The 25,623-nt window shown below is 53.4% G+C and carries 22 protein-coding genes; 8 read left to right on the plus strand and 14 right to left on the minus strand.

From position 1 onward, the window contains the following. Positions 1–6 precede the first annotated feature (6 nt). The 5 genes from NSU14_RS25795 to NSU14_RS25815 all read right to left on the minus strand — a co-directional run bounded on the left by NSU14_RS25795 (position 7) and on the right by NSU14_RS25815 (position 4,438). Positions 7–267 carry a hypothetical protein gene (locus tag NSU14_RS25795; RefSeq protein WP_042134199.1) on the minus strand — a complete coding sequence of 87 codons (261 nt, stop codon included), beginning with the start codon at positions 265–267 and terminating at the stop codon, positions 7–9. Between the two features lie 9 nt (positions 268–276). Beyond that, positions 277–852: a histidine phosphatase family protein gene (locus tag NSU14_RS25800; RefSeq protein ID WP_336100500.1), complete on the minus strand. Its 576-nt coding sequence runs from the start codon at positions 850–852 to the stop codon at positions 277–279. An 81-nt stretch (positions 853–933) separates the two neighbouring features. Then, positions 934–2,223, minus strand: coding sequence for an MFS transporter (locus tag NSU14_RS25805; protein ID WP_076242333.1), 1,290 nt, complete (start codon positions 2,221–2,223; stop codon positions 934–936). Between the two features lie 86 nt (positions 2,224–2,309). Beyond that, a complete protein-coding gene (locus NSU14_RS25810; protein ID WP_336100496.1) occupies positions 2,310–3,464 on the minus strand; it encodes a winged helix-turn-helix domain-containing protein in 1,155 nt (384 codons plus the stop codon). Between the two features lie 233 nt (positions 3,465–3,697). Then, entirely contained in the window at positions 3,698–4,438 is a 741-nt protein-coding gene (locus tag NSU14_RS25815) for a YjgB family protein (protein ID WP_340947740.1), read from the minus strand. A gap of 447 nt (positions 4,439–4,885) precedes the next feature. On the opposite strand from NSU14_RS25815, the gene NSU14_RS25820 reads away from it, so the two are divergent. Genes NSU14_RS25820 through NSU14_RS25830 form a run of 3 tightly spaced genes read left to right on the plus strand, consistent with a single transcriptional unit; the run spans position 4,886 to position 8,074 of the window. Next, on the plus strand, positions 4,886–5,380 hold the full coding sequence (locus NSU14_RS25820; RefSeq protein WP_445670064.1) for an RNA polymerase sigma factor: 495 nt from the start codon (positions 4,886–4,888) through the stop codon (positions 5,378–5,380). Further along, on the plus strand, positions 5,377–5,721 hold the full coding sequence (locus tag NSU14_RS25825; RefSeq protein ID WP_076242330.1) for a hypothetical protein: 345 nt from the start codon (positions 5,377–5,379) through the stop codon (positions 5,719–5,721). The genes NSU14_RS25820 and NSU14_RS25825 overlap by 4 nt, the downstream gene beginning before the upstream one ends. Beyond that, entirely contained in the window at positions 5,711–8,074 is a 2,364-nt protein-coding gene (locus NSU14_RS25830; RefSeq protein WP_340947741.1) for a carboxypeptidase-like regulatory domain-containing protein, read from the plus strand. The genes NSU14_RS25825 and NSU14_RS25830 overlap by 11 nt, the downstream gene beginning before the upstream one ends. Before the next feature lie 93 nt (positions 8,075–8,167). Here NSU14_RS25830 and NSU14_RS25835 read toward each other — a convergent pair whose 3' ends face one another. Both NSU14_RS25835 and NSU14_RS25840 read right to left on the minus strand, forming a co-directional pair. Then, positions 8,168–8,719 (minus strand): RDD family protein, encoded by a 552-nt coding sequence (locus tag NSU14_RS25835; protein WP_340947742.1) that lies wholly within the window; start codon positions 8,717–8,719, stop codon positions 8,168–8,170. 20 nt (positions 8,720–8,739) lie between these two features. Then, complete coding sequence (locus NSU14_RS25840; RefSeq protein ID WP_340947743.1) at positions 8,740–9,204, minus strand: hypothetical protein; 465 nt, start codon at positions 9,202–9,204, stop codon at positions 8,740–8,742. A 158-nt stretch (positions 9,205–9,362) separates the two neighbouring features. On the opposite strand from NSU14_RS25840, the gene NSU14_RS25845 reads away from it, so the two are divergent. Next, entirely contained in the window at positions 9,363–10,274 is a 912-nt protein-coding gene (locus NSU14_RS25845; RefSeq protein ID WP_340947745.1) for a copper amine oxidase N-terminal domain-containing protein, read from the plus strand. Here NSU14_RS25845 and NSU14_RS25850 read toward each other — a convergent pair whose 3' ends face one another. Further along, positions 10,275–10,583, minus strand: a complete 309-nt coding sequence (locus NSU14_RS25850; protein ID WP_042134179.1) for a hypothetical protein — start codon at positions 10,581–10,583, stop codon at positions 10,275–10,277. A 201-nt stretch (positions 10,584–10,784) separates the two neighbouring features. Between NSU14_RS25850 and NSU14_RS25855 the strand changes: the two genes are divergently transcribed. Further along, positions 10,785–11,765, plus strand: coding sequence for an N-acetylglucosamine kinase (locus NSU14_RS25855; RefSeq protein WP_076242325.1), 981 nt, complete (start codon positions 10,785–10,787; stop codon positions 11,763–11,765). A 64-nt stretch (positions 11,766–11,829) separates the two neighbouring features. Here the strand turns inward: NSU14_RS25855 and NSU14_RS25860 are convergent, their stop codons facing one another. Further along, entirely contained in the window at positions 11,830–12,738 is a 909-nt protein-coding gene (locus NSU14_RS25860; protein ID WP_336100486.1) for a L,D-transpeptidase family protein, read from the minus strand. A 256-nt stretch (positions 12,739–12,994) separates the two neighbouring features. Between NSU14_RS25860 and NSU14_RS25865 the strand changes: the two genes are divergently transcribed. Further along, entirely contained in the window at positions 12,995–13,558 is a 564-nt protein-coding gene (locus NSU14_RS25865) for a hypothetical protein (RefSeq protein ID WP_063779782.1), read from the plus strand. Between the two features lie 120 nt (positions 13,559–13,678). Here the strand turns inward: NSU14_RS25865 and NSU14_RS25870 are convergent, their stop codons facing one another. From NSU14_RS25870 to NSU14_RS25880, 3 genes are all read right to left on the minus strand, one after another. Beyond that, positions 13,679–14,686, minus strand: a complete 1,008-nt coding sequence (locus NSU14_RS25870) for a sugar kinase (RefSeq protein WP_340947746.1) — start codon at positions 14,684–14,686, stop codon at positions 13,679–13,681. Beyond that, on the minus strand, positions 14,683–15,738 hold the full coding sequence (locus NSU14_RS25875) for an SPFH domain-containing protein (protein ID WP_042134172.1): 1,056 nt from the start codon (positions 15,736–15,738) through the stop codon (positions 14,683–14,685). Before NSU14_RS25875 ends, NSU14_RS25870 begins: the two co-directional genes overlap by 4 nt. Positions 15,739–15,912: 174 nt before the next feature. Next, complete coding sequence (locus tag NSU14_RS25880) at positions 15,913–19,272, minus strand: Ig-like domain-containing protein (RefSeq protein ID WP_340947747.1); 3,360 nt, start codon at positions 19,270–19,272, stop codon at positions 15,913–15,915. Positions 19,273–19,714: 442 nt separating this feature from the next. Between NSU14_RS25880 and NSU14_RS25885 the strand changes: the two genes are divergently transcribed. Together NSU14_RS25885 and NSU14_RS25890 are read left to right on the plus strand one after the other, a co-directional pair. Then, complete coding sequence (locus tag NSU14_RS25885) at positions 19,715–20,722, plus strand: ABC transporter substrate-binding protein (RefSeq protein WP_340947748.1); 1,008 nt, start codon at positions 19,715–19,717, stop codon at positions 20,720–20,722. Positions 20,723–20,868: 146 nt separating this feature from the next. After that, positions 20,869–22,581 carry a helix-turn-helix domain-containing protein gene (locus NSU14_RS25890; RefSeq protein WP_231575296.1) on the plus strand — a complete coding sequence of 571 codons (1,713 nt, stop codon included), beginning with the start codon at positions 20,869–20,871 and terminating at the stop codon, positions 22,579–22,581. A gap of 828 nt (positions 22,582–23,409) precedes the next feature. Here the strand turns inward: NSU14_RS25890 and NSU14_RS25895 are convergent. Both NSU14_RS25895 and NSU14_RS25900 read right to left on the minus strand, forming a co-directional pair. Continuing rightward, positions 23,410–24,915 (minus strand): alpha-L-fucosidase, encoded by a 1,506-nt coding sequence (locus NSU14_RS25895; protein WP_445670065.1) that lies wholly within the window; start codon positions 24,913–24,915, stop codon positions 23,410–23,412. A gap of 14 nt (positions 24,916–24,929) precedes the next feature. Then, the gene (locus tag NSU14_RS25900; RefSeq protein ID WP_076242320.1) at positions 24,930–25,622 is read right to left on the minus strand and encodes a copper homeostasis protein CutC; all 693 of its coding nucleotides are present in this window, start codon (positions 25,620–25,622) and stop codon (positions 24,930–24,932) included. Position 25,623 lies beyond the last annotated feature (1 nt).

Genomic DNA, 25,623 nt, shown 5'->3' on the forward strand with positions numbered 1-25,623 from the left:
TACAAACTACAACATTTCCCGCATTAAATGGGCCGCAATCTCAAATTGTTGTAGAAAAGGCAGCATTTCTCCTCCTCCAGGCGGTTTGGCGGGACAATTAATGTATTTCATACAACAATCCTCCGGATTGCCCGGATATCTATGGATCGAAGTTGCAATTTGAACAACTTTTTTGCTTATGCAAGCGAACTTAAGATGCTCACTCTCCTCCCTCGCGCCAAAGAACGCACCCAGCCCATCCGCGGCTTGGTACGTTCTTCCGGCCATTCTCCATGCTCATCCCTTAACTATAAGACGCTCCACCCCGGTCAGCTGGCCTGCCGAGAAGGCCATGACATAAATATCTGGCTTGGTGGTCTTCAGCAGGAAGTCCAGATCATATTCCGGGGCAAAATAGCCCATCATTAGCGCCATTACGAGCCCGTGGGTACCGATGGCAACTCTTTCTCCTTCATGTGCCTGCAGGATTTCCTGCAACGCTTCTACCGCCCTTGCCTGGCATTCGCGGTTCGATTCCCCGCCCGGCAGGGCATAGTCCGGATCGGCATACATCGCCTGAAGTGAAGCAAGCAGATCCTCGTCCGGCAGTTGCCGGTTGCCCTCCATCCAGACCTTCTCTCTTAGATCCCCCTCGAGGGTAATTTCCTGCCCAAGTACCTTTGCCAAATCGGCAATCGTATGTATGGCGCGGAGATACGGGCTGCTGTACAGCGCGTTAATACCTTCATTACGCAGGCATGCTGTTACTCTGCGGGCGTCCTCTTCCCCTTCAGGAGATAGGCCGCGCGTCCATTCGTCCACCCCGGTCCGGAGTGAATCCCCGTGTCTCACCATGTAAATATAAGTCGTCATTGGTTCCTCCTGAATATGTAATGTGGCAGTGCAGAAAAAGCCCCGAAGGGCTTGATCTTAAACTTACTGTCTGCCTTTAAGCTACCCCTGTTCTACTGCAGCTGCTGGCTGTACACCTTCCAGCTTGAGCTTGGCCACAGGCCAGAGCAGCCGTCCGAAGAGCAGACCCGCCAGACCCAGAAGGAGCTGCAGAAGGCCGATGTTGATAAAAATACGGGCAGGGCCTACATACTGGACAAGTATGCCGCCTAATAAAGGTGCAACAATAAGTACCGTGCTCAGTACGGTGTTCTGGATGCCGAAGATACGGCCGGTCATATGCGGCGGGGTTTCTTTTTGCAGACAATAATTGAACGTAACCATGAATACCCCGTTTCCGATCCCCAGTACAAATCCGATCAGCAGAACCCATACTATCGAAGCGCCGGGCTGAAGCAATCCAAGTGCAGCAATGGAACCGCCGATCAGTACATATCCCGAGCCGAGCCTCCAGCTATATCCCGTTTCGGGATTCAGCTTGTTCAGCAGAAGGATGATCAGCACAGCTCCTACTCCGGTAGCGGCTACCATCCAGCCGAGCAGGGATTCCCGCTCCGGTGCAAATACCCGGAACAGGCTGGTGAACTGGAAGTCGACCACCTGAAGTACAAGTGCCCCGGCCAGCCCAAACAGCATAGTATTCAGCAAAATCCGGCTGCGCAGCATGAAGCTCCAGCCTTCCCGCCACATCGTATGCAGCGGAATCTTGTCTTCCGGCGCCTCTGGCTGTTTGCTGTCCTCTTCATCTGTACGGATGTTCTTAACGGACAGCAGCAGCAGATAAGAACAGCCGCGCAGCAAAGCATTGATCAGTATGCACCATTGCGGCGTAAGGAAGGCGAGCGCCAGACCTCCGAGCAGAGGGCCGGCAATTTTGGAGCCCTGGTTAACCAGCCCATTGAGCGACGAGGCTTGCAGCAGCTGATCCTCTCTGACCAGGCTGCGGGTCAAAGACTGCTGGGCAGGCATATTCAGCGTGGATAGCGCTGAACGCAGCGCCAGCAAAGGCAGTAGCCAGAACATGCTCGGGGCGAATAGCACCAGTACAGTCAGCAGCGCAGTCAGCAGATCGCAGACACGCATCAGCTTCAGCTTGTTCAGCCGGTCGGCGGCTACTCCGGCAATCGAGCCGAACAGAATGCTCGGCAGCGCCAGCGCTACCGGAATAAGCGCCAGCATCAGCGGCCCGGCCTGCCAGCGGTAGCCGACCAGCACCTGAATAGCCAGTGCATCGAACCAGTCGCCGAAGCTTGCCGTGGCGAATGCACTGTATACCCGCATGTACGTTTTGTTATGCAGCAGGCTGGTTCCCTGCTTGGTTGTAAGCTCCATCTGACATTCCTCCAGGTTACATGTAATATCATTGAATGTGCGAAACATTCATGATCCTACTGTAACGGAGAATTGTCAGAGAATTATCAGGGGGATTCGAGCAGCGGCAGCAGCAGATTTTCGAGAGGCAGTTCCAGCCTTAGCAGACCAAAAGCTTCAAGCTCTGCTGTAAACAGGCTCTCATACTTGCGCGCCAAGGAGCTCCCGGCCAGATACATCCGGCAGAAATGATAAATCCGGTACACCGAATAGAAGCGCAGCGGCACAAAGCCGGACATATCGAGCACCTGCAACCCCTCATGTATCAGTTTCTCTCCCTCTGCCCACTGTGCACGCCGAAGCGCCCACAGTCCCTTTACTACTTTGTAACCGCCGATCTCCCGCAGAAAAGGCTTGCCCCTCAGTGTCCGGCTGACGGTTTCATCCATACGATCCAGCTGCTCATCCCCGGTTCCCGCCACCAGATGAATGAACAGCTCCGTAATCTGCGTCGCCGGAACGAAGTTCTCATAATCCGGTTCGGATATTACCCGATAGGAACGTTTTAGGCGTTCCAGCGCTTTTTCCGGCTGGCCTGCCAATGTGTAGAGATCCAGCATGGTCAGAATCTCCAGTTCCATCTGTTCAGGGGGGTTCAGCAGTTTCCGCTCAATCAGACGTTCGGCGTATTCCACCTTCACCTTGGGGTCACCTATGAAGAAGTAGAACAGGTTGAGGTAAAAAAGCCGGTCCTTCAGCGGAACCTCATCCGTGTAGATCAGCCACTCCAAATCTCCCTGGACGAAATGAACGACCATGGAATAATGCGGGTCCAGCTCGTAGCCGAGAATATCCTGCTGGCGCGCGAGGGTCAGCATCGATTTGCCCTGACCGTAGATATGAAATTTCATGAATACCTCACTCATGGTATCCCGCAGCTCCGGATCATTCGTTGCAGGGGTCATTGCTACCCCTTCCGGTGAGCCCGGTACGGCCAGGCTATAACCGAACCCGCGGATGGTCTTGATATCAATCCCGCCCAGCCCGCGCAGCTTCTTGCGCAGCCGGTAGATATGATCATCGACGGTCCGTTCCACCGGATACTCCATCGGCCACACTTTATCGAGAAGCTGCTCGCGGCTGAAGGTCCGCCCCCTGTTGCGGTACAGAAACTGCAGAAGCGCAAACTCCTTGGGCAGCAGCTCTATGGTTAACCCGCCGGCAGATACTTTATATTCGCTTCCGTTCAACTCCAGATGCATAGCTGTGCCTCTCTTCTTTCTACAGATCAACCCATAAACTGATTATATCAGCAAGAAGTTCTGCGCACGATAGCAGCAGCTGCATTCATGAAGGGCAAATGCCCGGTACTTGTATCCGATGATCAAGAAGAGAAAAGTCCCTCCACAGTTGCCGCTGCGAAGGGACTCTTCTTAAACTTGCTCTACCTATGTGACAGCGGCTGCCGTAAATCCGGACACCTATAGAGGCTGATCTAGCCTGCCATATTGTTGAATGAATCCTGTTCGGAGAATACAGAGATATGATCCACGGTACCCGTTGAATCCGGAATGATGAACTTGAGCTGATACTGCTTGCCCGCCTGGTATATATAAATGTCATCACTGCCGTTCACGGAGGTAGCGTCCGGCTTGCCGAGGACTTCTTCAATCTGCTTCAGCGTCAGCTTCTGTAAGTCGGAGGCGCTTGAACGCACATCAAAGATTTGGCTGCCCTTGTTAAAGCCGATTACCACGTGCTTGCCGGCATACGTGGAATAAATGCCTTTGCCTGCCGATTCTTTGGTGTCCGGCTCTCCCCATGCTGCTTCCACATCATCAATGAGTCCGCTGTGTGCAGCATATTCCACGCCGGGCACCTTGCCCTGCTTGGCTAGCTGCAGCAGCTCTTTCAGCTGCTTGCTCAGCTCCTGCGGCGTGGCGGCCGCAGAGTTCCCGGCCGCAGCTCCAGGCTCAGCAGCCGCTGGTGAAGCGGCCGCAGCAGAGCCGCCTGCGTCAGGCGCAGCTGTTGCTGCAGCGCCGCCAGCTTCAGCCGGCTCCGTGCCCGCCGCCGGGGCGGGACTCCCTTCCGGCTGTGCAGACGCCGGAAGCTCCGAGGCTTGCGCAGCCGCCCCTCCGGTATCCGCCGCATCCGGCTTACCGGAATTACAAGCCGTTAGACTGAGCATTCCGCCGAGTAGAATTATGCCTGCTATCGTTTTGAATGATGTGATCATGATGCCATCTCCTTCGTAATAGGTACCATCTTTTAAAGTTTAAACTGTTATCCTATGACGCAGTGTCCCCGTTAAAGGTTGCACGATGCTCCTTCTCAGGCTGCTCCTTCTATAGAACATTTTTGGCATGGAGCAGCTGGGGAATGATGCTGCCGCGTGAAGTTGCAGCGCTGCTCTCACCGCAGAACGCCCCCAAAGCTGCATTACCGGATCTGTTGCATTTAGTACAATAGAACTCCCTAAAAATTACCCGGAATTCGATTCTATTGCACTTTCTGCAATTGAGAAAGCATATTCGCTGCTCAAGTCCTTCAATTCAGGAATTATTTCCCTGCGGCACGCAACCTTCCTCCCGCAGCACGCATCTTACTAATAAAGGGAGGGGAGCTTCATCTGGATATTATAGAGAGAATCAAAGCCAGGGATGAGTCCGCTCTCCGCCAGCTGATGGAGCAATATGGGGATATGCTGTTCAGGACCGCCTGGCTGCTGCTGCGTGACCGGCAATCTGCCGAGGAAGCCGTACAGGATACCTTCATTCAGGCCTATGCCAAAATCGGGCAGCTGAAGGACCCTCAGCGTCTGAGACCCTGGCTGATCACCATTGTGGTTAACCGCTGCCGGATGAGACAGCGGACATGGAGCTGGCGAAATATTTTTCCTGCGCCGGAGGGCGGGGCCTGGGTACAGAATGAAGCAGGCGCCTCCGCAGGCGCAGAAGAGCTGTTTATAGCAGAATGGCATAATCTGCAGCTAACTGAAGCTGTAAGAAGTCTGGATTACATCTACCGCGAATGCCTGACGCTGTACTATTACCATGAGATGAGCATCCGTGAGATCAGCGGGCAGTTGAGATTACCTGACAATACTGTGAAATCCCGGTTATCCCGGGGACGGTTATTGCTAAAGCAGATTCTGGAGAAGGAGGGGCATGTTCTATGAGCAGTGAACAAGAACACATCAAACGCCGTCTGGATGAAGAGTTGAGCAGCCTCTCCTTCAGCGGACAGGAACGGGTTCTGCAGCAGACTCACCCTAACGTACCGCTGGCCCGCCTGCGGGCACTATGGAATAAGGAGCTGGAAATTCCACTCAAGCCACTGGGTGCGCTATCTGCACTGTTAATCGCAGGTGCGCTGATCCTCTGCTACCCGCAGAGCGGGACCCCGGAACATGAGGCCCGTACACTGCCGGCACAGGGCCAGCGGGAACTGATTGAAGCCGGCGGCAATACGTACTGGAAAGACATTTATGAACAGGCGGTGAGACGCCATGAAAATTAGAATCAAGGTCAAACAGCTGGTGCTGTTCGTCCTGCTTCCGCTTACGTTGTTGATACTATTACCGGGTGTTCTGCAGCAGGCAGCAGCGCCATCCGTTCAGCCTGCAACCTCCGCCACAGCGGATACCGGGGCCAAGGCACGCCAGGAACTGCTGAACACTCTGAATTCCAGCACCGGCAGCAAGCGTATGACGCTTATCCGTACCAGGATCATTGAGCCCGGCAATGCGAGGCCTCCATATCAGTACAATGTATATATCGGTTCTTCCTCAAGCCAGTGGAGCCAGAACAATAACGAAGAACCCCCTTCCCTACTGCTTCCCGGGGATAAGCTGCGGTTCCTGAGAGAGTATATGCTAGAAGGCCCTATAGACCGCTATCTGCTTACTGCGGCTAAACAGCTGGTCTATGAATATGATGTCCTGGGCACCGGAAGTGACGGAGACAAGGTCCTTACGGAGGCTATTGCAAGAATTAGCAGCAAATCCTCTTTGGCCAGAGAGCTGCTCCTGCTTCAGGCACAGCGGGCACTGAGTGCAGGGAATTGGGCGGCTGCAAAAGTGCTGCTCGTGCAGGCTGACTCCCCGGGGCATTATGGTGAAGAAGAATCAGATGCCCGTTCGGCCTGGCTGAGTGCACGGCTGCTCTTTGCAGAGGGAGACAGCAGCGGAGCGCTGAAGCTGATAAACAACGGTCTGGAGAATTACCAGGAGGTCCGTGACCGGAAGTATCAGGAGATGAACGATGGGAGTGGCGGGGACTCCCAAGACTCCAAAGACTTCCAAGGCTCCACGGGGGACTCTGCATCCGCACCGGAATCCTTTACAGCAGCTTCACAGTTTCTGGAGGAGCCACATTCTGAATCAGAGCGGCAACTGCTCCTGATGCAGAACGCTTTATTATCCGCTGCGGAAGCAGGAAACTCTGCTCCTGCCACCTTGTCAGGGACACTAACCTACAGCGACGGCACTCCGGTCTCCCGGGCAGGCATCTTCCTGCGGCCGGAGAGCGAAGTTAATCATAGTGTGTTATATGGCTCGGAGCCGTATGAAATCGTCACAGATGCACAGGGCCGTTTTTCCTTCTCAGGCGTCATTCCCGGCTATTATCAGTTATTTTTGGGCCTGAGCTTTGAGCAGATCGACGGCTGGACTTGGCCTGTACAGGCGGATGATTGGATCGAAATCAATCCAAATGACCGTTTGACCCACAATATTGACCTTCAGCCCTTGCTGGAGCTGAAGTCACCGGTGAATTCGCAGATCCTTACAGGTGATTCTGTAGAATTCGAGTGGGAAACTGTCCGGAATGCCGCCTCATACAGTCTCAGCGGCACAGTCTCAGCGGAAGGCAGCACCTTCAGTTATGTAATCCGCCAGCATATCACGGGTAATAAGGTTTCCATCCCAGTAACAGAGCTGTATAGCAGCGGCGGCTTCTCCACCAGCAGCAGCGGAGAAGGCTGGGAATCGGTTGAGCCTTCGTCTCTGCTCGGCTTCGCCGATCCAAGCGGCCGCTTCTCGTGGAGCATCGAAGCCTATGATGAATCCGGACGGGTGATTACCCGCAGCAATGGCTACCGGCTGAACGAGGACACCGTCGGCAATCTGCCTTTCTTCTATTTACATTCACGCAGTCTTACCGCTGCCGATCAGCTGGTTAAAGCGCAGAAGCTTGAGCAGTCACTGGAAGCGTACCGCCACGACTATGCCGGAGATCCGCAGGATGATCATGCCCTCAAGATGCTGGTTCATCTCATGACAGCCAAGGCTTCCTATACTAAAGACAAATCCTTAGAGGCCGCAACGATACCTCTGCTAGTGAAGCTTGTAGAGCTGCGTCCGACTGCAGACTATGTCTTCAACCTGGCGCATTACTACTATGAGCAGTCCGACTGGAAAAGCTACAATCATTATTATTCCTGGTTTCTTGAGCTGCGTGATCAGAAACCGCACAGCTATGATCAGGGAATTAACGCTACCGCGCTGATGTACCAGGGGAAATTGGACGAAGCCCGCAGGCAATTCGTCGCCTCACTGGAGGAGGATGGCAGCCACCGCTTCACCGGCAGCTATCTGGCTGCAGAGCTGGCGGCGGGACAGCCGCTCGATGCCGTACTAAAGCTTGCTCAGCGTTATCCCCAGCATAGTCCCGGCTCCAGCCCAGTTAACTGGGCGAAGCTGATAACCCTGATGAAGGCAGAGCGTACGGGACAGCCGGAGCTCTTTGACCGGGAGCTGGAACAGATGCTGAAGCTATACACAGCAAGGTCCGGGAAGCTCAGGGAATGGACCAGAGAAAGCGGGGATTCCGCGCTCAAGACGTTCATGAAGGCTGTTCTGGAGGTGGACTAATCCACATCCAGAACAGGGTAAAGGGGATAGAACAGGAGCGGCAGCGCCGCCTGGTCTATCCCCTTTACAATTGGCTTATTCTATTCTTTTGGCTCAAACAAGACGGTCCAGTGCATTCTTCTTAACCACATAGGTTCCGGCCATCATATCATGCAGCGCCCGGTTGCGTTGGGTGAATGCAACGAATAGGCAATCGGCGACCACGACCCAGCCAAAGAACACATTCAAAATCGTAGCGAGCGGGGTCCAGTTGGCCAGACTGCTGGAAACCGCAGATAATTCCTCAGTGTTCAGACTCACAATAACCGCAAGAAAGCCGTTGACGATGAAGAAGAGATATCTAATCAAAGCCTGCTTCAGCGCCGGATATCTCCCGTCCTCGTTAATAATCCTTACCCCCAGAAGCAGTCTGCCCGGAGTGCCTCCATATTTGACAACCATGAACACATTGAAGCCTATCAGCAGCACAAACTGAATAAAAAGTGGAAACGCCGACTCCGCCGACTCTGCGGCAGAGACGCACAACCTGTTCAAAAAATACGTAGGAATGGCCAAAATCAGAAAATCAATGAAGCTGATCAGTACTCTTTTCCAAAAACCTACATAGTCATCCAAATCGAGCTGTTCCTCTATCCGCTGCTCCATACTGTTCCCCCTCAGTGCTTCTACTTGCTATCCCTGGCTGAACCCATAATATCCTTCCCGGTCTGTATGGCCTCCTCTAGCGTATTAGCCGGAGCCGAGATATATCCCTCTCCGGCTGCAAGCCCGTAGCGCTCATCAAGATGGGTCAGCATAATCCAGAACTTATCCAGCTTCTGAGACGCTATAATAGAGCCAATCGAACGCCGTGACCGGTCTGCATCCAGGACAGTCAGAATTCCCAAGTAGTATCCGCCGCCATCCTTAAGCTTCACATCATAATGAAGACCTCCATCCAGTGTAAGCTCGCCGGTAAACTCACTGCTTCCGGGCACACCTCTCCATACTTCACCCCTCAGCCCGATTGCGCTATGCTTCACGACTTCATTATTGGAGTAGATCACACTAGGGTACACCCGCTCCACATGCTGCGGACGAAACCATACATAGCCCAGGGATGCTACGATCAGTACTGTTATTGCTGACACTATCCATGATTTCCGGGTCAAAGCTCTCCCCCTTTTCTATCAACTCCTATGAACTGTTGGAGTACAACTGGCATATACGCAACTTTCAAATAGATCCGGCGTCTATAACTGTATAATTTTAGTAAACTAACAAAATTTTCGAAGGAGGACTACTCAAGATGAAAGTCATCAAATTTATCTGCCTGCCGCTGCTGCTGTTAATATTGCTGTCCGGCACTGCCCTGGCCGCCCCTGCTTCAGCTCCAACCATTACAGTAGAAATAAACAACTCCACGATAAGCACGGACATTCCCCCTTATCTCACACAAGGCACAACCATGGTCCCGCTAAATGTAGTGAAGCATATCCCGGGGATTACTGTCGCTTGGAACAATGGCACCAAGACGGTTACAATTGGCCGCAGCGGGGAAACAATCACACTGGTTGCGGGTCACAAGACTGCCCTGATTGGAAGCAAACCAACCGCACTGCCTGTCGCCTCGGTTTTGCTTAAAGGCAGAGTCATGGTGCCGATCCGCTTCATAGCAGAAGCCGCAGATGCGCATGTAGCCTGGAATGCTGCCACCCGGATTGTGTATGTCGCCAAAGCAGATGAGGCGCTGATCACTCAACTCCAATCTGCGAATCTGGGGGAAGCACGTACAGCAGCCCTTCATTTTCCCCGCGTCAGCACGCTTAAGCAAATCCCTATCATTAATGAGTCACAGAATCAGGACTATTATTTCCCGGAAGGCACAGCGGCCCGTTTCTTCATTCAAGGCGGGCCTGGTTTTTCGTATTATGAAGTTACAGGTAATTATGCGGAAGAGATCTGGTCTGCCAAAATAGACTATAGTGCCCCATCCTCTGCCGGACTCTTCTTTGTACCCTACAAAATTGTGGATCAGGCCGGAAAAATGCCCGCCTATAAGGGTAGCCTCGCATTCTATCATCTGATGCTTCCGGTTATGGAGGCAACCTATGGATTCATTGATGCTACGGGTGCCTCCAGGACGGTCGGGCAACAAAATATGAAGCTAAATGAGTTCTTTGAAATACCAGGGGAAGCATCATCCTCTGTACAAAACTAATTACATCCAGATCGGTACCGCAAACGGAACAAGAATCAGCAGCAGCGCGGCGACACTCAGACTCCGGGTCCACACCGGCTTCAGCTTCTGATTCTTCTCCGATTTGTACCAGCCCTTGAACTGCCAATAATTCCGGTACATCACTAAGAATATGAGAAAATTACCGATTACTGCAGTATACAAATACCCGGTCCATCCATATAACATTTTGAAGATCCACTGCTCCACACCCCCGAGTACACCTAGTGTCAGAACCAGCAGAACCACTAAACGCAGCATTTCTGCCATAAAACTTGCGAGTTTACTCATTTTGTCCTCCGAATCAATGTTTTCCAGTGCTCTTCTATAACTTCTATATTTACCCTGTTAATCCTGCTTCAGCAACAGCAAGCTCCCGGTATAGCGGCTGCCGTGAAGGAGTATTATCCCCTCGCAGTATCTGCCTGTGTCATATCCAACGCTGGAGTGATTATAGTATTCTGTAGAAAAGAACGTGAAGAGGTGTCCGGAATGCAGCGAACAGATGTTGTAATTGGAATCGATGGAGGAGGAACTCATACGCGGGTTATAGCCGCCGATATTGAGGGAAATGTACTAGCCTATTGCAAAAAGGGAAGCGCTTCCGCGTACCGGGACTCTGCCGCTCAGCATAACGTGAGGTCAGCGATTATAGAAGCGCTGGAAAGCGGCGGCATCGAGCCCGGCAGGGTCATCGGCATGGCTGCCGGGGTTGCCGGATATGACTCGCCGGAGGATTTGAACTGGATATTGCCGCTCACCGGGGTTCCGGAGCTGACTTGTCCGAGGTGGCACGTCAATGACGCGCTTATCGCCCATTACGGAGCACTGCTTACGCAGCCCGGCATTATTGTCATCTCGGGAACTGGCTCCATCATTATTGCCATTAATGAAGACGGACGTTATTTACGCAATTATGATTTTCATCATTATGCCGCAAGTGCCGCCCGGCTCCTCTCATATGATACCGTCTTTGAAGTGCTGGCCGGTCACACAGATTCAAGCGATGAGCTGCTTGTCGCCCGGATGCTTGCGCACTGGAACGTTGCTGCAGCCTCTGAACTATATATGCTTGCAAGTGAAGGGTTTGACGATGACCGGAAAGCCCGGGACAGACGCTTTGGAGAATTTGCTCCTATAGTTACGGAAGAAGCGGAGCAGGGAAGCTCCACCGCCGTCCGGGTATGCGGCAGGGCTGCAGAGCAGATTAAGACGGGCATCGGTCTGCTGGCTTCTTCTTTTGCGCAGCAGACCGTCCCGGTAGCCTTCATCGGCAGTGTGGCAAACAGCAGGTATTTTCAATCGGAATTACGCAGTTTACTGAAGAACGGGGCCAACAAACAGTATAAGGTGGTAACGCCACAGCTCCCGCCCGAAGCAGGGGCTATCCTATATGCATTGGAGCAATTAGGCCAGCCGGTCACCGAAAATATAATCAGCCGGCTGCAGCATAGCAGCAAGCTGCCTCAGTGAGCATATACGCAGCGCGTGATTGCTACGGATAGACCTTCATCTGGCAGCTTCTAGTATAGGCGCATCACAGCTCCACAGCCGTCTCTTTGGCGTTCCATATGACGGGAAGGCCAAAGAGCGGCGTTAAGCTGCCTAAGGGAATATACAATCGCCCGTTTACAGTCCGCGAGGCCAGCATGGCCACCGTTTTGCCGTTCACCTTCGCTGTTTCGCTAAGCGGTTGATGGACCGCGGTATGCTCACCTATAGTAATGATAAGCGCTCCGGTTCCCGCTTCCTGCTTCAAGGTTCCCCCCAGCAGGGCAACCGATTCTCGGAGCGGAACGAATACCCGTGAATTCTCCAGCAGGAAAGAATCCTTAACCTCCAGCTTTTCTCCATTGATGATAAAGACGCCTGCAATCATTGTCGGCCCGGTGGAATAGCCGCTCTTCACTGCGATGCTTGCCATATCAAGTCCTGAAGTAGTAATGATCACGGGAGTGTTATTGGCTACCCTTGGATACAGCCAGTGGATATCCTCATTATGCATCCGGATGCATCCGGCGCTGACATATTTACCGATGGAGGCTTCATTATTGTTGCCATGAATGGCATAAGTCGTGCCGTAGGTATCGTTCACTTCCAGCCCCAGCCAGCGGTCGCCCAGCGGATTGGCCGGATCGCCTCCGGGAATCTTTTCTTTGTAATAGGGTCTGTTCTTGATTTTGACCACAATTTTGAAGCTGCCTTCAGGCGTCAGGCTCTTGTTCTTGCCGGTGGCGACCGGAAAAACCTTCTCCAGCTTACCGGCGCTGAAATAGGCCAGCTTATTCGTCTTTTTGTTCACAATAATTAAATCTGAGGATGATGATGACGCTGCTGCCGCTGATCCTGTGAAGCATGCTGTGAACAGCACTGCGAACACAAGCATAAGCTTGATGCTCCTTGGAACATAAGTTGTAGTCAGGCTGATACGCTCACGCAGATTCATGGTTGCCCCACCTCCAGGTTATGGGTGATACTGGAAACTCTTTTCTACATAGACGTCAGTCTGCCGCATTAGTTGCACAGCAGCTTGTACCTATTCTTATCAACTCGTCCCTGCGGATTTGAAGCAGAGTTTGCACAATTGTAACCGTTCAAGCGGTGCTTCGCGTGCGGTTTCATGAGGATGAATATTAAGTGCCTCCGCCAGAGATAATAAGCCCGCATGACCATTACAGCACCCGCCAAGGAGGCCATTTACTTTGAATTCAAACCATTCCAGCCAGATCAGCCAAAGCGAGCAAATCATCCAGCAGCTGATGACACAGACCCAGCAGGGCACGCAGAATTATCAGCAGCTTCTGCAGCAGGAGCAGGAGCATGCCGCCAAATTGCAGGAGCTCAGCCAGCACAGCAATAAGGCCATTCAGATGATTCAGCAGGCATTACAGGGCCATCAGACCGCTATGCAGCAGCTGCAGCAGGTCTCACAGTTAATCAGACAGCTGGAGCAGATTCCGCAGACTGCCGGCTACAATACAGGTGGTATTCAAAGATTCAATACTGAACAACAGGGCTTTAATACAGGAATCCCAAGCTTCAGTACTGGTAACTCTGGAAATCAAAGCTTCAGCACAGGCTCCGGAGGATATAATTCTTCCTTCAGCCCGTCCTTCACTTCCAATAGCCAGCCGGTAAATTCACTGCATAGCCCAATTAACTCTTCAATTAACTCTTCATTTAACCCGCAGCCGCTGCATACACCCATGCAGACTAACCATTCCTACGGTTCACCGATGAATCAGGGACGCAGCTTCCAGCAGTAATATAAGCCGGACTAAGCGGTTCAAGACAAAAGGGGTTCTCTCAGGCCGCACCAGCGGCACTGAGGGGAACCCCTTCTTTGTATCTGCACTTCGCGCCTGGGCATTCATAACATATGCATGTTAGACTACCAGCCGTCCCCTCTTCTCCGCGAGACTAATCGTCGCCTCTACGCCGGAGTTGAATTCCAGGTAGTCGCTCTCGACTCCATCACTGAAGATTACCCCGTCCTCCGGCATCTGCGAAGTAATTCGCAGCGGCATACGGCTGTTGATCCTGCCGAATACCAGACCAGCCGAAGTCGTCCGGCTGGGAAAAGGCTCCCGTACCGTAAAGTAGAGCTCCGGATGATCCCAGGAAAGCTTGAGCGCCGCCCCGTTTTCCTGCGGTCTGCCCCCATGGACAGACGCATGTGCTTCCAAGCCCGCCGTTACCGTCACCTGTTCCGCTGTCTGCCATTGCGCCGCCTGGCTGACAATCCCCGCTGCTCCGGCGAGAACGCTTTTGAGCCAGCCGGTGGAGCCCATGCCGGTAGAGACAATAATCCCGCTGGAGGACTGCTGCTCCAGTGTGCCGTTCAGTTCAAGCTGATAACGGGCCGAGACATGGGTCCGGCGGCCGATGAACAGATCGTTGACACCGTACAGGCTCTGGCCGTCATTCAGCTCTGCCCTGGCAAGGGTAACCTCGCGTACCTGCCGCTGGCTGCGGAGCACCTCCGGCACCAGCTGCCGCAGGTCCTTAACCGTGAAGGGCAGCAGCACACCATCCCAGCGCTGCGGGTCGGGATTTACACCGATCAGCGGCTGCTCCCGCAGGTATTTCAGCGTATTGGCAACCAGACCGTCCTGCCCCAGCACAACTACTGTATCCCGCTCTCCAAATATAAAGTTAGGCACATGCTGCCGGTCCAGAAGCTGCAGCCGGCCTACCGCGCTCAGCTCGGTTACAGCAGCCTCTACCGCCTTGCGGTAAGTGAAGTCCTCGCTCAGATAATCGCTGAAATCGGCCCCCAGCCGTTCAATATAGAACTGGGCCTGCTGGATCGTATTGTAGCGGACCACCAGTTCTTCCAGGCGCGTCTTGCGCTTGATCAGAATAATCTTGTTCTCGGATACCGGGCTGCTCATCGTCCGTTGCCTCCTCTTGCCGCGCCCGCTCCGTTACCCGGCGACCCGGCCATAATTCCCTGCAAAAGATCCGGGGTAATATTGAGCTGCCCGATCTTCCCGGCATTCTCAGCCAGCTCCTGGAACGCGATGGCAATCAGCTTATCCGGATTCATGCCTACATTCGTCAGTGCCTGAAGTACACCAGGTGCTACGCCCTGGAGCGAATTCATCACCGCCGACAACTCGTAGGCCTTGGCATCCGCTTCCGCTCTCTGATTCGCTACTGTCAGTTCAATCAGCTCCTGCTTTTTCTCCTCCAGCGCAGTATCGAAGCTGAGCTGCTCCTCCTTCATCTCATTCTGCTTCTGCTTCACCGAGCGTTCGGCATCGAGCTGGGTTTCGCGGATCTGCCGCTTCTTCGTCTCCACGGCGATCTCCGTATTCAGCTCATTCTCCTTCACCCGCCGCTCCTGCTGAATCGAGGCATTGCGCCGTTCATATAGCGCATCGTCGGCGCTGCGGAGAATCTCTTCGCGGGCCTGCGCCTCCAGCGCGCGCAGCGTTTCCTTATTCGGCACGATTGCCAGAATGGACAGCCCCATCAGCTCGATGCCCAGCTTCTCTATCTCCGCACTCTGTCCGATTTCGAGCGTAATTGTCTTAGCCAGACGTTCACTCGACTGAATGGCTTCCTTCAGCGGCAGCTGCCCGAGCTGCTTCTTGGTCAGCACCTTGGCGATATTGATCACCCGCTGGGCCAGCTTGTGCGGATCATCGGAGAGGTAGGAATTCTTCCGCAGATTATACGTATAGTTAAGAATCTGTGTAGTCTTGCGGTAATCCACGATCCGGTAGGTCAGCTGCCCCTGCACGGTCACCGTCTGATAATCAGCCGTAATTTCCTCGAACATGAACGGTACATCAATCGAAGAGACCGGCACCACTACAACCGAGGTCGTAGGCGCGTAATAATGGAAAGAAAGTCCTACACCTTCCTGCACTACCTTACCGTTCTTCACCTTAAGGACATATTCACTGGGCTGGAACTTTACGAAGCGGAATCCGAACATGGTCATTACCTCCTGTTGTTTATTTTAGTGATTGATATTAACTAAATGTTATTATTAATTTGTTATTAACAATATCTTAGCAGACTTTGATGATATTATCAATATGTTAATAACAAAAATCCGCAAAAAAACACCTCACTCTCCAAAATGGAAAATGAGGCAGGTGTGAGTAAATTACTTAACAGTGACCTTTATCTTCACGGTTTTGCCGCCGTATTTCACGGATATGCTCGCAGTACCTTTACTGTTGGCCTTAATCAGGCCGTTTTTGCCGGTAGCTACAAGCTCCTTGGTGGAAGTCCAGACTGCTGTCTTGGATACATCCGATTCACTGCCGTCCTCAAAAGTAGCCGTTGCCGCCAGCTGCACCGACTGGCCTGCACTCAGCGTAAGATTCATCTGGCTGACCTCGAGATATTTCAGCACATCAACGGTTACGGGGACTTTGACGGTTTTGCCGCCGTATTTGGCCGTCACATAGGATTTGCCGTAAGCCACTGCCTTGACCGAGCCTCCGGTAACTGTGACGATCTTATAGCTTCCGCTTTTCCACTCCGCCTTGTCCGTCACATCCTTCGTTTTGCCATCGCTATAAGTGATGCTTACTGCGATTTTGGCCGTATCGCCGGATTTCATCGCCAGGTTGGTCACCGATGCTTCGATGACAGTGATCTGATCCACTTCAATGTTGACCGTCACTTTCTGCCCTCCATAGGAGGCGGTGATCGCCGTTTTGCCCTTCAGCACTCCGGTTACAAGACCTTTCTTGACCGTAGCGATTGTAGTCTTGGCCGAGCTCCAGTCTGCATCAGCCGTTACATCACTCTCTACACCTGCGGAATCCGTGGCAGTCAGTGTAATCTGCTCCTTGTCTCCGGCAGACATCGTAATCAGGCTCACATTGGCAGCCAGCTCATCCACAAGGCCCACATTCACGGTAATGGCCGCCTTCTCCGTACCTATTTTGGCGGTAATCACCGCTGTTCCTACAGAGAGGCCGGTAATCAGACCGTCCTTAACCTCGGCAATCTTCTCATCGCTGGAGCTCCACTCCACATCACTGGTGATCGTCTTGTCGCTGCCATCGCTATAACTTCCGGTAGCCTCGGCCTGATAAGTCTCGTCTTCCTTCAGTTCAATGGCCTTGGCCTGCAGCGCCAGTTTGTCCGGTGTGCCTGCCGTGATTTTGACCGTTGCCGTCTTGCCGCCGTAAGAGGCCGTAATTACAGCACTGCCTGTGGCATAGGCGGTAATGGTTCCTTTGCTAACGTCAGCTACATCCGCATTATCCGTACTCCACACTGCATTCTCTGTGACATCCTGTGACGTTCCGTCTTCATAACTGGCCATAGCCGTTACCGCTTTGCTCTGGTCCTTGCCGAGGTTCAGCTTGCCGACCGTAAGATTCAGGCGCGCAGCTGTTTCGACGCTCACCGCAACGGTGAGGGTTTTGCCGCCATAAACGGCGGTAATTGTAGTTTTGCCGGACTTGTAGCCTGTAACCAGACCTTTGTTCACGATAGCGATATTCTCGTCAGCGGTGGTCCAGACTGCGCTGTCTGTCACCGTGCTTGGGGTGCCGCTTGCATCCAGGGCGGTCAGCACAAGCTGATGAGTTCCGTTCAGGCGCAGGTTCAGGCTGTCGTTATCGACGCTGAGCTTATTGCTTTTGCCAACTGCGGCAGTTGCAGTTACTGTCTTCCCGCCATAGGCTGCTGTTATCGTCACATTACCTTCTGCGTAGGTTGTAATACTTCCTTTTTCCACATAAGCCACAGCTTCATCACTGGAGGTCCAGGTTGCCTTGCTGGTTACATCGGTTACCGTACCGTCCGCAAAAGTCGCCTTGAGCACAAGCACCTTAGCAGCATCCACCGCAAGATTCAGACTGGTTTCACTTAAAGCCAGATGTCTTGCTGTTCCCACATCAACGGTAACCGTGGCCGCCGCTCCATTATAAGTTCCTGTAAGGGTCGCCGTACCTACGGAATAACCGGTGATCAGGCCTTTGCTGACCATAGCGATGCTCTTATCGCTTGTGGTCCATGCCGCACTGCTTGTAATATCCGATGAGGACCCGTCGCCTGCAACGGCAGTCAGCACAAGCTGCTTCGTCCCGCTGATCTGCAGGAATACATTATCATCGCTGGCTACCAGTTTACTTACGGCTCCAACTTCCACCTCCGTCGAGGTTTCAAGTGTGCCATAGACGGCAGAGATTGTTGCGGTTCCAGCCAATTTATAAGTTGTGAGGGAGCCTTTTTTGACAAAAGCCACAAGCTCATCACTCGAACTCCATGCCGCCTTAGAAGTAACATCTTCTGTGCTGCCATCGGCATAAGTCGCCGTCAGAGTTAGCGCATGGGTGGAGCTTGTCTTCAGGCCAAGCTGTTCTTCGCTCAGATCCAGATACCGGGCCACCGCAACATCCACATCCACCTGTACAGACTTATCGCCATAGGCTGCTGTAATCGTCGCCGTTCCGGCTGTATAGCCGTAAACCTTGCCTTTGTATACATAAGCGATACTGGAATCACTCGAGCTCCAGACTGCGGTGCTGGTCACATCTTTGGTCGTCCCATCCGGGTAGACGGCGGTGAGTTTAAGCTGCTGAGCTTCTTCCGTCTTCAGAAAAACACTCTGATCATCCACAACCAGCTTACTGGTCTGGTCAACCGTTACCTCTACTGTGGTAGTCTTGGTGCCGTATTTGGCGGTGATAACTGCCGTTCCCTGCTTGTAGCCGGTAATGACGCCCTTAAGGACATCGGCAACCGCTTCATCACTGGAGGACCAGGCGGCCAGGGACGTTACATTCTCCTGCGTGCCATCCTGGAAAGTAGCTGTAAGCTTAACAGCAGAGCTGTCTTTCAGCAAAAGCGCAAGCTCGGGCTGATCCGCTTCGATCCGTTTGGCTACCTCTACATTCGCTGTGACGGTGATGGTTTTTTTGCCATATACGCCTGTGATTGTGGCTGTCCCGGAGGAGATCCCTTTGACTGTACCGTTCACCACGGCAGCTACCGCAGCATCGCTTGTGCTCCAGACTGCCTTGTTCGCCACCGTGGCGTCCGTTGTATTATCCGAATACGTTGCGGTCAGAATAATGCTGCCCGATTCGGCTTTGCGGAGATCCAGGCTCTGGACATTCTGCGTCAGCGCTTTAACCTTCTTGGTTACAGTAACCGTTGCGGCCTGGGAGAACTTCGTGCCGTCACTATATGTAAATACCGCAACAATCGTAGCTGTCCCTTCCGCCTTGGCCGTCACAATCCCGTTATATACGGTGGCTACCGCCGGCTTATCGCTGGACCAGTCACTGTTAACCGTCACGTCGCCTGAGGCGCTGTCGGAATAGACCGCAGTAGCTGTTAGAGCCGAAGTCTCTTCCACCGCGAGCGTAAGTTCACTTACATTCAGCACAATTTTGGAGACCGTTACCGTGGTGGCTGCCAGCGCCAATCCCCCGTTAGTCAATACCAGAAGCAGCGGCAATGCCATCAGCAAAAACCGGAAATAATTGTTTTTCTTCAATCTGTTATCCTCCTTGGTGAATTATGATTTGAATCTCTTATCGACATATCCTGACTTTTAATTCAGGTACTAAAGACTTAACTTTTTTCTTATAACAACGGTAATAAATCGGTTATTTATCTATGTATTTACACAATCCGCGGAAAAAGAACAGCTCTAAATACACCCTGCTCAAGAGATAGGCTTAATGCATCATAACAACCCAAACTGAATGTAGTCTGAATAGCCTCATTCTTTTTTAATAACCTGAAAATTCACAGCGGATATCCGGTTTTGCACAAGCTCCATTCTCTTTTGCACAAACACGATTCTTCTTTGCACAAACTAAATTCCAGCTTTGGGTTTTGTCCATTGAGTAACGGATGGTTATCCTCTATGATCATTTTAACGAGAATGATTATCATTATTGGTAATCGATATACACATGGGAGGCATACTTACAATGAACAAGGCAAGACAACCTTTCGCAATCCTGTGCATCATCTTCCTGATGAGCACCTTACTGCTCGCCTGCAGCAGCACCAAGAATGATGAAGGCAACGCTGCGGCTAACACTGCTGCCGGCAATACCGCTGCAACCGCCGCTCCAACCGCAGAAGCTACTGCAGAACCGGCAGCTACAACACGCTCTTACACCGATTACAAAGGCCATACGGTTGAGATTCCTGTGAACCCGCAGCGGATCATCTACTCCGGGGAAACTTACGGCGATCTGATTGCCCTGGGCGTACAGGCCATCGGCTATCCGCTCTCCATGGCTGAAGGCCAGGTGTTCAAGGACAAGCTGACCGGGGTAGAAGATGTCGGCTTCCCGATCAACCTGGAGAAGACGCTTGAGCTTCAGCCGGATCTGATCATCTATGCCGGAATTGAAGAGGCTGATTTCGATGCCTTGTCCAAAATCGCTCCAACCATTATCTTCGATACCTTCGCCCCGCTGAAGGAACGGATGCAGGAAATCGGCGGTATCCTGGGCAAGACGGCAGAAGCAGAAGCCTGGCTGGCCCAGTACCAGACGCAGGAAGACGCCATGTGGGCCCAGCTTAAAGCTTCAGGCATGAAGGAAGGCGAAACCGCCGCAGTCTTCACTTACTATCCGGGCGACAGACTGTTTGTAATGGCTACAACCGGCCTGTCGCAGGTACTGTATGGGGAGAACGGATTCAAGCCTACTCCGGCGATCCAAAAGGTGCTTGACGCCGACATGGGCTTCCAGGAGATTTCGATGGAGGTTATCCAGGAATACGCAGGGGACCGTATTTTCCTTCTGACGCCGGTAGCTGACGAAGCCAAGGCATCGACCGACAAGCTGCTGGAGAGTGCAGTCTGGAAAAGCCTGCCGGCTGTTAAGAACGGCTATGTCTATACACAGGACATCATGAAAACCTCCAGTGATGCCGCCACCAGAGAATGGCTGCTGGGTGAAATCCCCGCCATGCTGAATAAGTAACGATTACGCATGCAGATAGGACGAATATTAAAAGCAGCTTATCAACTAATGTTGATAAGCTGCTTTATTTTATATACAATGAGGTTTATTGATAATCGTTCTCAATATACATATAAATTCAACTGCCCTGAAAGGAGTGCTGAGCCTTGAGACAGAATGCCCTGAACCCGGGACTCCCCCCTGCCCCCGCACTTGCAGCGGCTCCGGCCCTGCCGGCGGTTCCGCTCCGCTCCCTGCTGTTTCAGCTGAAGGGCATTGAGCTGGTAATCCAGAGTGCCGACACTGTGTCCGCTGTGCAGACTGCCGGTCAGCATACACTTCTGATCTTTACCGGAGGCCGCGGTGAACTCTGTATCGGGGAGCAGCCGGCCCTTTCAGTACATGCAGACAAGTGTTGTCTGCTGTCCCCCGGAACTTCCTACAGTACGGATAACGCGGAAATGACACTATACTATTATTTGATATCCTTTGCCGCTATTACGGCTGGAGATTCCCCTGCTTCCCATACAGCTGAATTGCTGCCTGGCCGGAAAGAGCTAATCGTCCACCCTTTCACCCGGGTGATCCGGCTCGCGGAAGAGCTGCTTGCGAACCAGGGCAGCGGGGACGAGCTCCAGTATTTCAGACAGCAGCTGCAGTTCCAGGAGCTGCTGCTCCTGCTGTTTGAACATAATTACTCCACCCGCCAGCTGCCCAGTCCCGCGCAATCCGTGGAGAGTACGATCCAATTCCTGCAGGATCATTATATGGAGAGCATTACGGTGAAGCAGCTTGCGGAGCTGGCACAGGTCTCTCCCTGGCAATACACCCCAATCTTCCAGAAGCTGACCGGCAAGCGGCCGCTCGATTATCTGACCGATCTGCGCATCGGGCACTCCAAGAACTATCTGCTGGAATCGGCCGAGCCGTTGCGCGAAATCGCCCGGCTGGTCGGCTTCTCCGATGAATATTACTTCAGCCGCCGCTTCCGGCAGAAGACGGGAGTCACGCCCGGGCAGTATGCCCAGGCCCAGCAGCGCAAAGTTACCGTCAAGGATTGGACGGGGCATGAAGTGGAAATTCCGGAGCGGCCGAAGCGGATTGTCTACCACGGGGAGACACTGGGAGATTTGCTGGCGCTGGGAGTCAAGCCTGCCGGAGGCGATGAGGCCTTCGCCCGGAACAGCGTCTATAAGCACCGGGTCAAGAATCTGGCCAATGTCGGCTTCCCGCTGGACCCGCAGCTGACCCGGCTGATCAGCCCTGACCTGATTATTATCGCGAATTCGGACGAGCGCGCCTATACGCGCGTCTCCGGTATCGCCCCGACCCTCACCTTCGATTCGTTCGCGCCGCTTGAGCATCGGCTGCGGATACTTGGCGGGTGGCTCGGCAGGCAGCGCGAAGCGGAAGCCTGGCTGGAGGCCTACCACGCCAAAAACGCTGCCATGTGGCAGCGTCTGTACGCAGAGGGGCTCCAGCCGGGAGAAACCGCCTCCGCGCTGGTCTACGACCATGGCAACCGCCTGTTCGCTATGGCGATGACCGGACTGTCCACGGCCCTGTATGCTCCCGGCGGCCTGCAGCCGACGGCAGAGATTAAGGGCCTGCTGGACCAGGGGCTTGGCTTCGGCGAGGTTGATCCGGCGAAGCTGCACAGCTACGCGGGGGACCGCGTCTTCATGCTCATCCCGGAGCGCGAAGACTCGCGGGAAGCCATGGAGCAGCTGCTGCTGACGCCGCTGTGGAACAGCCTGCCCGCCGTACAGGAGGGCCGCGTCTATATGCTCGACGGCGCCAAATGGAATTCCGGCGATGCCCTGACCCGCGAGCGGCTGCTGACTCTGCTGCCCAGGCTGCTGGGGGGAGCAGGCGGGTAGGCGGGTTCGGGAATTCAGAGTGACTGGAACCTGGTACAATATCCATAACTAAAGAAGTGAGTCCATTTAACAATGCAGTAACTGCTGTATTCCGTTCCAAATGGAAATTCAGTGATAGTTGTATAATGTGCAATTAAAAACAGCGAAAAGAGAGGCTTGCCTCATATAAGTGCAATCTGTACAACTAAAATTACCCAAATGAGTGAAAACAATCTACAAACAGCTATTTAATTGCACGAAATACAACTAAACGGATAATTGGGTGTATATCAGACGATTTAGTTGTACAAAGTGCACTTATGCACATCGCTTACCGCACACACCTAGGCATATACCGTAATCGGATCATCTCAGGCCATTAGCAAGCGATTTACCAAAATGGTTTTCACTAAATAAATTGACGCTACACCAGGAGCTGCCCTAGATCGCCTGAATTCGTACCTCGGCAGAGTTCGTACAATAGATTTCTTCCTTTCAGCCACAATTAGGGACGATCCCTAAATTCTGTTGCAGTAAATACATTAGAATGCCTTTGCAGACCCTTAAAACCCCGATTCTGTTGTACAAAATACGATCAGCCGGCTGTGAGGTTAGTCCGGAGTGGCTTGGAGCCAGTTTGGAGCTTGTTGCAGCTTGTTGCAGCTGGTTTGGAGCTGGTTTGGAGCCATTTAGAGCTGGTTTAGAGCTGGTTTAGAGCCATTTTGGAGCTTGTTTAGAGCTGGTTTCGGACATACCGGAGCCCCGGAGCTTGGCCGGAATATGAAGCTTGCCGGATTCACCCGGAGCAGTCCCGTAACTCCTGCGCCCGCTCCTTTACAGCTCAAATGTCTATTTCGCCGCTTCAGGAGTAGAATACTTGATCTTCAATACCAGAATGCCCCGGCCGCGCATGTCAGAGGGCAGTTCTACAATCAGGCCTTCTCCGGCCCGGCTCCATTTCAGCTCCCCCTTCCAGCCCAGCAGCTCCACCTGCAGAATCTCTCCGGCAAGCTGCTTGGAGCGGATGCCCAAGGTCTCGATCACTGTCGTTCCGCCCTCGGGCCAGCCCATAACCGCCGCATAGAGCAGCTCCCCGCCTCTGGCGGTGAAGCGGATATCCTGCGGGGTGAACGGGCTGCGCTTCGTATCGTTAAATGTTCCGCTGACGATCTGGGTCGGCCCTTCGCCATATACCTTCCAGGGCCGCGTTCCGTAGATCGCTTCCCCGTTTACCGCCAGCCAGTCCCCTACCTCCAGCAGCAGCTGCTGCTCTTCTTCAGGAATGGTCCCGTCCGCACGCGGCCCGACATTCAGCAGCATGACGCCGTTTTTGCTGACTATATCGACCAGGTCGCCGAGTATAACTCCCGAGGTCTTATATTTGTGGTCGGCAATATGGCACCAGGCGGTTTCACCTACCGAGGTGCAGGTCTGCCAGACCTCCGGATTAATATCGGCCAGCTGGCCCCGCTCCATATCATAGACGGCGGTTCCTTCGGCAAAAGCATCAAATTTATAGTTTATGACTGCCCCCTGGCCCCATTCGGCAGCCTTGTTGTAATAGTAGGCGGCGAGCTTTTGCAGATAAGGCTTGAAGACCGGCTGCTCGATCCACCAGTCGAAATAGACCAGCTGCGGGCCGTAACGGTCGATCAGGTCGCAGGTGCGGACCAGCCAGTCGTCCAGAAACTCCTCATTCGGCGGCAGAATCGGCAGCGGATACGCCGGATCACCGTAGCAAGACTGCGCCGGACCGTACAATTCCGCGTATTTCGGGTCCTGCACATCTGAAGGCAGCTCGCGGCCTCCGTTGTAGTACCACCAATTCTCCGCACGGTGGCTGGAGACGCCGAAGGTCATATAATGCCGCCGCACGGCTGCGCCAAGCTCGCCGATAATGTCTCTGCGCGGACCCATCCTGGCAGCGGTCCACTCCGAATAAGGGCAGTCATACATGGCGAAGCCGTCATGATGCTCGGCAACCGGCACTACGAACGCGGCACCGGCGCGCTTGAACAGGGCAGCCCACTCCTCGGCATCGAATTTCTCCGCCGTGAACTGGGGAATGAAATCCTTATAGCCGAATGTGTCCGGCGGGCCATAGGTCTTCAGATGATGCTCATACACCTCTGTGCCTTCCCTGTACATATTGCGCGCATACCACTCTGTCCCGAAGGCGGGAACAGAATACACACCCCAATGAATGAAAATCCCAAACTTCGCATCCTCGTACCAGCGGGGAACGGAGTACTCCTCCAGAGACTTCCACTCAGCTCTAAACGGGCCGTTCTCTACAGTATCCTTGATCTCCAGCTTCTTCTGTCTGCGCAGCTCATGCAGCGATGGTTTTGACAAGGAACTCACCTCTTCTATGGTTTGAGAATCTTGCGGACGGCTTCCAGCCGCCCGGGGTCAACCGGCCTCAGCGGATCGCCGTCCTCCCGGACAGCCGAACCGAAATGCACCCGGCGGACAGCCGTCCGGGAGATGAAATCCTTCAGGCCTGCAGCATTCAAGCCGCTGCCTGCAAGGATGGAGAGCGAAGAACCGGCGGACAGCCGTTCCAATACGGCAATCCTCGCCATACCCTCAGCGGAAGTAGCCTTATCGCTGCCGCCGGAGGTCAATATATCCGTAATCTGCGGATACCGCTTCAAGACTTCAAGCGCCTCAAGCTGATCCCGCACCTCATCAAAAGCCCGGTGATACGTTACCTCCATCCCGGCCGCAGCATCAAGCAGCCGGACCAGCAATTCTTCGTCCACGGTCCCGTCACTGCGGAGCATGCCCGTGACCAGGGACAATCCGCCCACTCCGGCAATATGCCGGATATCGCGCAGCATCGTTTCCGCGTCTGATGGGTCATACCGGAAGGAACGCGCATGCGGCCGTACCATTACTCTTACGGGAATGCTGACTGCCTCCCGCACCGCTTCAATCAGCCCAAGGCTGGGTGTTAATCCGCCTTCACGGATTCCGGTAATCAGCTCTATCCGGTCCGCTCCATAACGTTCAGCGGTAACTGCATCACTTACTGTCGTGGCTATAACCTCTAACAGCATA

Source organism: Paenibacillus sp. FSL R10-2771, assembly GCF_038000205.1.
In the GTDB taxonomy this organism is placed as follows: domain Bacteria; phylum Bacillota; class Bacilli; order Paenibacillales; family Paenibacillaceae; genus Paenibacillus_AQ; species Paenibacillus_AQ phytohabitans.

What these genes read in the sequence shown, in the direction of transcription:
- NSU14_RS25805 (WP_076242333.1), bottom strand. Translation starts at nt 2,223, where the DNA reads ATGGAGCTTACAACCAAGCAGGGAACCAGCCTGCTGCATAACAAAACG.
- NSU14_RS25825 (WP_076242330.1), top strand. Translation starts at nt 5,377, where the DNA reads ATGAGCAGTGAACAAGAACACATCAAACGCCGTCTGGATGAAGAGTTG.
- NSU14_RS25795 (WP_042134199.1), bottom strand. Translation starts at nt 267, where the DNA reads ATGGCCGGAAGAACGTACCAAGCCGCGGATGGGCTGGGTGCGTTCTTT.
- NSU14_RS25815 (WP_340947740.1), bottom strand. Translation starts at nt 4,438, where the DNA reads ATGATCACATCATTCAAAACGATAGCAGGCATAATTCTACTCGGCGGA.
- NSU14_RS25845 (WP_340947745.1), top strand. Translation starts at nt 9,363, where the DNA reads ATGAAAGTCATCAAATTTATCTGCCTGCCGCTGCTGCTGTTAATATTG.
- NSU14_RS25830 (WP_340947741.1), top strand. Translation starts at nt 5,711, where the DNA reads ATGAAAATTAGAATCAAGGTCAAACAGCTGGTGCTGTTCGTCCTGCTT.
- NSU14_RS25835 (WP_340947742.1), bottom strand. Translation starts at nt 8,719, where the DNA reads ATGGAGCAGCGGATAGAGGAACAGCTCGATTTGGATGACTATGTAGGT.
- NSU14_RS25860 (WP_336100486.1), bottom strand. Translation starts at nt 12,738, where the DNA reads ATGAATCTGCGTGAGCGTATCAGCCTGACTACAACTTATGTTCCAAGG.
- NSU14_RS25875 (WP_042134172.1), bottom strand. Translation starts at nt 15,738, where the DNA reads ATGTTCGGATTCCGCTTCGTAAAGTTCCAGCCCAGTGAATATGTCCTT.
- NSU14_RS25900 (WP_076242320.1), bottom strand. Translation starts at nt 25,622, where the DNA reads ATGCTGTTAGAGGTTATAGCCACGACAGTAAGTGATGCAGTTACCGCT.
- NSU14_RS25850 (WP_042134179.1), bottom strand. Translation starts at nt 10,583, where the DNA reads ATGAGTAAACTCGCAAGTTTTATGGCAGAAATGCTGCGTTTAGTGGTT.
- NSU14_RS25800 (WP_336100500.1), bottom strand. Translation starts at nt 852, where the DNA reads ATGACGACTTATATTTACATGGTGAGACACGGGGATTCACTCCGGACC.
- NSU14_RS25870 (WP_340947746.1), bottom strand. Translation starts at nt 14,686, where the DNA reads ATGAGCAGCCCGGTATCCGAGAACAAGATTATTCTGATCAAGCGCAAG.
- NSU14_RS25810 (WP_336100496.1), bottom strand. Translation starts at nt 3,464, where the DNA reads ATGCATCTGGAGTTGAACGGAAGCGAATATAAAGTATCTGCCGGCGGG.
- NSU14_RS25855 (WP_076242325.1), top strand. Translation starts at nt 10,785, where the DNA reads ATGCAGCGAACAGATGTTGTAATTGGAATCGATGGAGGAGGAACTCAT.
- NSU14_RS25885 (WP_340947748.1), top strand. Translation starts at nt 19,715, where the DNA reads ATGAACAAGGCAAGACAACCTTTCGCAATCCTGTGCATCATCTTCCTG.
- NSU14_RS25820 (WP_445670064.1), top strand. Translation starts at nt 4,886, where the DNA reads ATGGAGCAATATGGGGATATGCTGTTCAGGACCGCCTGGCTGCTGCTG.